Consider the following 6542-nt stretch of genomic DNA (forward strand, 5'->3'; position numbering starts at 1 on the left):
ATCATCAATGCAAGTTTATTCCGAAACGTATAGAATGGCTCGAGATGGGTATAACAATGATTGATCGTTAGTGAAATTTTATGGCTCAAACGCAAAGTATAGTTAATTCAACGTTAAAGAAATTATCAAAAATAGGTTTATACGGAAAAAAAGTCACTTCTGCCACCGCTGCAATTAGTGAAGGTTTTTATTTAGTTTATCGACATGGGCTTTATAAAGATCCTAATAATCCGGTTAATACCCGCTATGTTCAATATTTTTGCCGCCGTTTATGTCAGGTTTTTAACTTAGATGTAGAAGTACACGGAACAATTCCTAGAGAACCTGCTTTATGGGTAAGTAATCATATCTCATGGCTAGATGTTGCTGTTTTAGGTTCAGGGGCTCGTGTTTTCTTTCTTGCCAAAGCAGAAATTGAAAATTGGCCGATTCTTGGAAATCTCGCTAAAGGTGGCGGAACTTTATTTATTAAGCGTGGGTCAGGGGATTCCGTTAAAATCCGTGAGCAAATTACCGAATTTTTAAAACAAAATATTCCAGTACTATTTTTTCCTGAAGCAACGACCACAGATGGGCATTCTGTTAAGAAAGTTCATGGTCGTTTACTTGGAGCTGCTATTGAAGCTCAACGCCCAGTACAGGTGTGTTTGATTTGCTATGTAAACCGTGATGGGCAATTAGATACAGTCGCGCCATTCATTGGTGAGATGACATTTGCCGAACATATTCAGCGTGTACTTGAAATGCCGAAAGTAACAGCTCATTTGTTAACTTTGCCTCCGATTTCAGTGGAAGGACACGATGTCAAAAGTTTAACGCGAGAAGTTCAAGAAAAAATGGTAGAAGGTCTGGCTCAACTACATCAAAAGGTACTTAAGCCAAAAAATTAATTACATAAACCCTTCAAGTGGCAGCCATGAAAGAAACTTCATGCCTGCTTTTTGCCACCATTTCATCTCAGGTTCTTGTTTATAAATTAAAGGACCATTTGGAGTTTGTTGCTGCCAATAAATATGGTTGTTAGCGTCGAGCTTTAATTTATAGGCATATTTATTTAAATTTTCATCCATTGTATGGTGAATGGTCTTAGCTAATGATGGGCTATCTAAGATCACGCCAATTTCAGTATTTAAATAAGCCGAACGTGGATCAAAGTTAAATGAACCAATAAAAACCTGTTCATCTAATGCCATCAGTTTAGTATGCAAACTTGAACGGCTTAATCCTTTCATATTCACTTTAGCTTTAGTCGCAAGCTCATCTGTATTTTTATTTAAATCTCTTTTATCTGGTGTAGGTAAAAACTCATAAAGTTGTACGCCGTTTTTAAGAAGTTCTTTACGGTACTTTCCATAAAATGCATGCACAACACCAACGTCATTCGCTTTAAACGAATTAGTTAAAACTCGAACCTCAACGCCTTCTTTAGCAAGCGTACTTAAAATCTTGGCGCCTTGTTTTTCAGGAATAAAATAAGCTGAGATTAAATCAACATTACTTTCTGGTTTTTCTAGGTGGTTGATTAACTGGAAATTTAAGTGTTCTTCTTTTTTAGCTTTCGATTTGATTTTATCAGGTGAGTCTTTTACGACTTCTGCTTTGACCCAGTCGAATTGAATATTGCGATTTAACCATTCATCAAATGCATGTGATTTTGCGGTTAAGTTTAGAAAGTTTTGAACCGTTGCCTGTTGGTAATGAGCTTCGAGTTGCTCTTTTAATCCTTCATAGCGTAGATGATGTTGCTCTGGACTTACGATACTTTGAACTGAATATGCATATTCATGATTCCAATAGTCATCAAAAGAATTCACAATATCATCAACAGCAGCACCCACTAACATCACATCGACATCAGAAAACTGATAGCTATCGCTAACATTGTAATATTGATTTGTCATGTTACGTCCGCCAATAAGAGCAACCTCATTGTCGGCAATAAAACTTTTGTTATGCATGCGACGATTGATACGTTTTAAATCAAGCACCATGTCCATCGCACGATATTTACGAAAACGGTAAGGGTTAAAAAGTTTAACTTCAATATTTTTATGCTGAGAAAGGGCAAGCAAAATCCCTTCTATTTTTTTTGCATTATTATCATCAATAAGAAGTCGGACTTTTACCCCACGATCAGCTGCTCGAATAATTGCGTGCAAAGCTAAAGCACCAACTTTGTCATTATCCCAAATATAATATTGTAAATCTAAAGTCTTTTCGGCTTTATCAATTAATCTTAGGCGGGCTGCTAGAGCTTCCAATGGATCATTTAAGACATGGTAACCCGTTAACTTTGGATTTTGCTGACGTAAGGGTGTAATAATTTTGGCAAGTGAGGTCTGAGAGGTATCAATATCTTTTGCATATTGTACTGGCTCAATACGATGTTTTGGCAGAGTACTACATCCTGTCAAACCCACAGCAAAACTAGAACATAGGACTATAGAGGCTTTTATCAAAAAGCCTTTAGCTTGTTGATTCGTTTGAAGCTGTTTGGAAGGAAAGGATTGTGCCATAATCAGTACATACGATAACGTGAGCTAGAGTATAATTCGTGCATATTGAAAGATAAATATTGAATTTGATTACTAGCAATCAATATAAGATAAGTCGAGAGTCGTAATGTGGAATCCAAATTCAATTATTTTTTGTTTTTACTTTATTTTTTCAATACTTGCTTTATGGGGAATTTCTGAGGCTTGGATTCATCAATCTCGGACCGAGACCATTCATCCATTTAAAGCTTTTGTCCATTTACTCGCATTTTACCTCTCTTATCTACTTATTCCGCTCTGGTTCTTTAATTTATACGCTGCTTGGATTGGTTACTATTCAATTCATCAAGGTGTTTTCATCTTTTTCTTAAGTGGTGTTCTAATTTATGCTCGGTTTATTGAACCTCATCTAGTACGTGTTGATACTCATCAATATCGGTTAAATCCAGATCGTAGTTTTAATAAACCTGTAAAAGTCGCTTTGATTGCAGATTTACATATTGGTTTATTTTCAGGGCATGAACGTCAGCTCAAAACCATAGTTAGAAAATTAAATGAACAGCAACCTGATTTAGTCGTCGTAGCAGGGGACTGGACTTATGAACCAGAAGATAGACTAATTCAAGAATTGAGTGTTTTAAAAGAAATTCAGGCGCCTGTATATTCGGTTCCTGGAAACCATGATGAGCAATATCCTGGTCCACCGATTCAACAATTATTAAAAGATGCCTTGTTTTATAATGAAGTTGTCGATATTGAAGGCAAAATAGTTGATTTTGAAGAATTCCGTTTGATTGGTATTGGTGATCTCTGGGCCGGAAAAACAGATATGCGTTCTATGCCAGATTTACCCCAAGACAAGCCTTGGCTGATTCTTTCTCATAATCCTGATACGGTAGATATGGTGCCAAAATTACCGAATCGTCCTTTAATGTTATCTGGGCATACACATGGAGGGCAGGTGGAGCTTCCATGGCTGACTAACTATATTATGAAAAAAGTATCAATTTTAGGCCACAAACGTGGTTTTTACTCTCACGAGCATGCAGATGTCTTTGTTACCGTCGGCACGGGAATGGTCGGAATTCCTTTGCGTTTTAGAGTTCCACCAACCATTGATATTATTGAGTTAGTTTAAAATAAAAAAGCCAATCACAAAGGATTGGCTTTTTTTATAAATCAAAATTATGGAATAACAACAATTGCTACACGTCGATTAATCGCACGATTTTCATTGGTTGTATTTGGAACATAGGGCTGGGTTGAACCACGACCAATCACGTAGATATTTTCTTTTTTAAATCCACGAGCTAAGAAAAGGTTTGCTACACTTTGTGCGCGCTCTTCAGATAGCTTCTGATTATATGTAGCATCACCCACATCATCAGTGTGACCAACAATTTTCAATTTATTCAGATCATACTTATTCAATTGATTTGCTAGACGCACTAATTCAGCTTCATGGCTTTGTTTTAACTCTGCATCATTAAAATCAAATAACAAACGTTCTGGTAAACCTAAAGTCCATCCTTCATCAGTAAGAACAAAACCTTCTTTCTTGAGCAGTTTTACTTGACGATACTTTAATGGACCAAAACTCAGGCACCCTGCAAGAGTAATGCATAGCAATGCAATAAAGGAGAGTTTTAAAGATCTTGTATTCATAGATTAGCCTAAATTTAATTTTCAGGTTTATAGATAAACCAGTGTTCATCCGAATTTTTAGCCTTATACATTGCCTGATCTGCTTGCATAATGAAATCTTCGGGGCTAGATGCAAATTGTGATAAAGCAATACCTACACTAAAACTGAAGTAAATGGTTTGACCATTCAGATGTAAAGGTTCTTTACAGCTTTCGAGTAAATTTTCAGCAATAGATATTAAATGATCAGCATGACTAATGGAATGCAAAATGACTGCAAATTCGTCGCCACCTAAACGCGCGATAAAATCTTGATGACGTAAACGGGTTTGCAAACGATTCGCCATTTCTTTTAAAACTTCATCTCCAGCTAAATGACCAAACTGGTCATTAATTGATTTGAAGTTATTGTTATCTATAAACAATAAAGCAGATTTATTATCAAATCCCTTATCTTCAAACATATCTAAAAGAATTTGATAAAAATAATGTCTATTCGGTAATAAGGTGAGCTGATCGTGATGAGCCTGAAATGACAATTTACGATTTTCTTTTTGTAATTGATTGTCCCATATCTGAATTTCTTCAAGTAACTCATTAAAAACGGTATTTAAATCTTGAAATTCTTTAATGCGATTATAAGGGAAGCGAAGATTATAAGCTTTTTGCTCACTTACAATTTGAGCAATATTGGTCAGCGGATAGATAGCTTGCATAATTTGACGATAAGTTAGGTTTACTGACCACCACAAAGCGCAAACAATAAACAACATCGCAATTGCAAGCCCCACCATAATCATTTTGAGGAACTGCAATATTTTTTCAGAACTACCAAAAAGCGTGAGTTCACCTACATTTTGTTCATGATGATAAATTGTAAGATGAACAGGTTCATTTAAAAACCAATGATCAAACCATCCTTCTAAAATTGAAGTTTGACTTGATAATTTAAAACTCTGTGCAATTAAATGATGTTCTGAATCATAAATATGAATAGTACGAATTGAATGATCATTCGTATATTCATTCAAAATTTGCTCGATTGTAATCTTATCGTTAAATACCACTGCGGGCTGAATACGCTCTAGCAGAGTATGGCTTAGCAATTGCAAATTTTGTTTGGCGTAAGTTTCCATTGTAAAAACAGAAATTGATACAAACGTAAAAGAGCAAATAAAAAACGTAATAGCAAAAATAGTAAATTGAGATTTTCTAAATAATGCATGCAGTGAAGTGGACTGATACAACTTTGATATCATGATCCTTACTCCGCATTCTTAGCCAAGAGCAATACTCTCGGATCAATATGAACTTTGGAGTGGCTTAAAGCATCTAAGTTAACTTTAAAGGTAGTGTAATTATTTTGATTATATAAACAAAAGATACTTCCTATTTCACAGTCTGAATTGTTAATGCTTAAAGAAAGTAAAGAGCGATAAGGATAATTCTGAATAAGGCTTTGTTGTTGCTGTGGAGGAGTAGTAGAAAAATAAACAGCCTGACAATGTGACCGGGCAAAATCTTTCGCGTTTACAGTTTGAACACGATAATTATAAGACAATTGCTGGATATAAGATTGAAAGGTAGATGTAATGGAGGGATTATCAATAACACAAAGAGTAGGAGTATTTATATTCTCCCACTTACTGTAGCTTAGAATAGATAAAGTAAGCACATAGAAGTTATGCTTCGAATTGGCATAACAAGGCCCACTCGTAGCAAACACTACAAGTATGCAAACAAATACTTTTTTAGCGAACTGCCACATGGTGAGTTAATGCCAAACTATTGCACGAATAATCTATTCTACATGAAGTTGATAAAGTAAAAAAAGTTTAATATCTCATCTAAAGTTGACTAAAAAGGCTAAAAAACGTTCATACGATAATGTTTGTTTAAAAAAGGGGTTGCAAAGGGATTGGGATGGTCTATAATGCACATCCATCGGCGGTGATGCAGATAGAAACTTGTTGAAAAACAGTTACTTGGAATTGAGTTGATTGCTTTAAGTGATGAATTTGATGGGAAGTTGGTTTAGAGATTAAGTTTTAAAAATATCGAAATTACCTGTTGACTTTTAAGAGATTAAGAGTAATATAGCCGACCTAGCTTGCTGGTGACGAACCAGGAAGAAGATCATTAAGAGAATTGAAGAACAACTTGTGTGGATTTTTACTGATTGATTAATCGAAATATTATCATTGATTGATTGGTTTAAATTACTCGAAGTTTATTTGAGCGAAATTTAAGTCAGAAAATTGATGAGCCAGAATTGGCACCTTGTCTTTAATAAGGTGCAAAATGATTTTTAACTGAAGAGTTTGATCATGGCTCAGATTGAACGCTGGCGGCAGGCTTAACACATGCAAGTCGAGCGGGGTGATGGTGCTTGCACTATCACTT

Annotated in this window: 6 protein-coding genes and 1 rRNA gene; 3 read left to right on the plus strand and 4 right to left on the minus strand. The window is 35.4% G+C overall.

What is annotated here, in order from left to right:
• The first annotated feature begins 80 nt into the window (after positions 1–80).
• Entirely contained in the window at positions 81–890 is an 810-nt protein-coding gene (locus tag ACINWC141_RS05215; RefSeq protein WP_009388687.1) for a lysophospholipid acyltransferase family protein, read from the plus strand.
• On the opposite strand, the gene ACINWC141_RS05220 is transcribed toward ACINWC141_RS05215, so the two are convergent.
• Complete coding sequence (locus ACINWC141_RS05220) at positions 891–2516, minus strand: phospholipase D family protein (RefSeq protein ID WP_009388689.1); 1626 nt, start codon at positions 2514–2516, stop codon at positions 891–893.
• A 106-nt stretch (positions 2517–2622) separates the two neighbouring features.
• Between ACINWC141_RS05220 and ACINWC141_RS05225 the strand changes: the two genes are divergently transcribed.
• Positions 2623–3633: a metallophosphoesterase gene (locus ACINWC141_RS05225; RefSeq protein WP_009388727.1), complete on the plus strand. Its 1011-nt coding sequence runs from the start codon at positions 2623–2625 to the stop codon at positions 3631–3633.
• Between the two features lie 47 nt (positions 3634–3680).
• On the opposite strand, the gene yfiB is transcribed toward ACINWC141_RS05225, so the two are convergent.
• The 3 genes from yfiB to yfiR are packed head-to-tail and all read right to left on the minus strand — an operon-like array spanning position 3681 to position 5907.
• Complete coding sequence (gene yfiB, locus ACINWC141_RS05230) at positions 3681–4160, minus strand: outer membrane lipoprotein YfiB (protein ID WP_009388724.1); 480 nt, start codon at positions 4158–4160, stop codon at positions 3681–3683.
• A gap of 14 nt (positions 4161–4174) precedes the next feature.
• Positions 4175–5398: a diguanylate cyclase DgcN/YfiN gene (gene dgcN, locus ACINWC141_RS05235; protein ID WP_034677722.1), complete on the minus strand. Its 1224-nt coding sequence runs from the start codon at positions 5396–5398 to the stop codon at positions 4175–4177.
• Between the two features lie 5 nt (positions 5399–5403).
• Entirely contained in the window at positions 5404–5907 is a 504-nt protein-coding gene (gene yfiR, locus ACINWC141_RS19360; RefSeq protein WP_155757878.1) for a regulatory sequestration protein YfiR, read from the minus strand.
• A 541-nt stretch (positions 5908–6448) separates the two neighbouring features.
• On the opposite strand from yfiR, the gene ACINWC141_RS05240 reads away from it, so the two are divergent.
• Positions 6449–6542: ribosomal RNA gene (locus tag ACINWC141_RS05240) — 16S ribosomal RNA — on the plus strand; the annotation flags it as partial.

The organism is Acinetobacter sp. WC-141 (genome assembly GCF_000313935.1).
In the GTDB taxonomy this organism is placed as follows: domain Bacteria; phylum Pseudomonadota; class Gammaproteobacteria; order Pseudomonadales; family Moraxellaceae; genus Acinetobacter.

Coding starts and splice junctions, on each gene's coding strand:
- yfiR (WP_155757878.1), bottom strand. CDS start 5,907: ATGTGGCAGTTCGCTAAAAAAGTATTTGTTTGCATACTTGTAGTGTTT.
- ACINWC141_RS05215 (WP_009388687.1), top strand. CDS start 81: ATGGCTCAAACGCAAAGTATAGTTAATTCAACGTTAAAGAAATTATCA.
- ACINWC141_RS05220 (WP_009388689.1), bottom strand. CDS start 2,516: ATGGCACAATCCTTTCCTTCCAAACAGCTTCAAACGAATCAACAAGCT.
- ACINWC141_RS05225 (WP_009388727.1), top strand. CDS start 2,623: ATGTGGAATCCAAATTCAATTATTTTTTGTTTTTACTTTATTTTTTCA.
- dgcN (WP_034677722.1), bottom strand. CDS start 5,398: ATGATATCAAAGTTGTATCAGTCCACTTCACTGCATGCATTATTTAGA.
- yfiB (WP_009388724.1), bottom strand. CDS start 4,160: ATGAATACAAGATCTTTAAAACTCTCCTTTATTGCATTGCTATGCATT.